We start from the raw sequence: 1,844 nt of genomic DNA, 5'->3' as shown, positions 1-1,844 counted from the left end.
GGGTAAGGCGCTCGACATCGCAGAGTCTTCGCCGGTGGACGGTTTCGACTCCAAGCTGACCGGCGCCAACTCCTACGAGGCGATCGAAGGTGCCCGCGTGGTGATCGTCACCGCCGGCGTGCCGCGCAAGCCGGGCATGAGCCGTGACGATCTGCTCAGCATCAACCTCAAGGTGATGGAGCAGGTCGGTGCCGGTATCAAGAAGTACGCGCCCGACGCGTTCGTGATCTGCATCACCAACCCGCTGGACGCGATGGTATGGGCGCTGCAGAAGGCCTCGGGCCTGCCGGCCAAGAAGGTCGTCGGTATGGCCGGCGTGCTCGACTCGGCGCGGTTCCGTTACTTCCTGGCCGACGAGTTCAACGTCTCGGTCGAAGACGTTACCGCCTTCGTGCTCGGCGGCCATGGTGATACCATGGTGCCGCTGGTGAAGTACTCGACCGTCGCCGGCATTCCGCTGCCCGACCTGGTCAAGATGGGCTGGACCTCGCAGGCGCGCCTCGACGAAATCGTCGACCGCACCCGCAACGGCGGCGCCGAGATCGTCAACCTGCTGAAGACCGGCTCGGCGTTCTACGCCCCGGCGTCGTCGGCGATTGCGATGGCCGAGAGCTATCTGAAGGACAAGAAGCGGGTGGTGCCGGTTGCGGCTCACCTCAACGGCGAATACGGCGTCAAGGACATGTATGTCGGCGTTCCGGTGGTGATCGGCGACAAGGGCGTCGAGCGCATCGTCGAGATCGAACTGGCCGGCAAGGACAAGGAAGCGTTCGACAAGTCGGTCGCTGCCGTTCAGGGCCTGGTCGACGCCTGCAAGAAGATTGCGCCCGATCTGCTCGGTCGCTGAGGAACGTCTAACGAAACTGACTGCGCCGGCTCCTTGAGGGCCGGCGCAGCGTCGCGGTTCAACCGGCTGGATGCGATCTGGCGAGGGGCAATTCCATGAATATTCACGAATACCAGGCCAAGGCGGTGCTGCGCGAGTTCGGCGTGCCGGTGGGGCACGGCTTCCCGATCTTCAAGGCGTCCGAGGCCGAAGCCGCTGCCAAGCAGCTCGGCGGCCCGGTCTGGGTGGTGAAGAGCCAGATCCACGCCGGCGGCCGCGGCAAGGGCAAGTTCAAGGAAGCTTCGGCCGGCGACAAGGGCGGCGTCCGCCTCGCCAAGTCGATCGACGAGGTCAAGGAATTCGCCAAGCAGATGCTCGGCGCCACGCTGGTGACGGTGCAGACCGGCGCCGACGGCAAGCAGGTCAATCGCCTCTACATCGAGGAAGGCTCCGAGATCGACAAGGAGTTCTACCTGTCGCTGCTGGTCGATCGCGCCACCTCGCGGATTTCCTTCGTGGTTTCGACCGAAGGCGGCATGTCGATCGAAGACGTCGCCCACGAGACGCCTGAAAAGATCGTGTCGTTCACCGTCGATCCGGCGACCGGCATCATGGGCCATCACGGCCGCACCGTCGCCAAGGCGCTGAACCTCAAGGGCGATCAGGCCAAGCAGGCCGAAGCGCTGGTGGCCAAGCTGTACGCCGCGTTCGTCGCCAAAGACATGGACATGCTGGAGATCAACCCGCTGGTGCTGACCAAGCAGGGCGATCTGAAGTGCCTCGACGCCAAAATCTCGTTCGACGGCAACGCGCTGTACCGCCACACCGACATCCAGGCGCTGCGTGACGAGACCGAAGAAGACGCCAAGGAAATCGAAGCGTCGAAGTACGACCTCAACTACGTCACCCTCGACGGCACCATCGGCTGCATGGTCAATGGCGCCGGCCTCGCGATGGCGACGATGGACATCATCAAGCTGTACGGCATGTCTCCGGCCAACTTCCTCGACGTCGGGGG

General features: G+C 64.1%; 2 protein-coding genes. Both read left to right on the top strand.

What is annotated here, in order from left to right:
* The coding region (mdh, locus tag DYI24_RS25875) for a malate dehydrogenase (protein WP_164574346.1) at positions 1 to 847 on the top strand (847 nt) is incomplete at its 5' end.
* Positions 848 to 942: 95 nt separating this feature from the next.
* A partial coding sequence (sucC, locus tag DYI24_RS25870; protein WP_164574345.1) for an ADP-forming succinate--CoA ligase subunit beta occupies positions 943 to 1,844 on the top strand: 902 nt, incomplete at its 3' end.

Source organism: Rhodopseudomonas sp. BR0C11, from assembly GCF_010820945.1.
Taxonomy (GTDB): Bacteria; Pseudomonadota; Alphaproteobacteria; order Rhizobiales; family Xanthobacteraceae; genus Rhodopseudomonas; species Rhodopseudomonas palustris_H.
The sequence above is the reverse complement of the archived record's forward strand: the minus strand, read 5'-3'. Positions and strand labels throughout refer to the sequence as shown.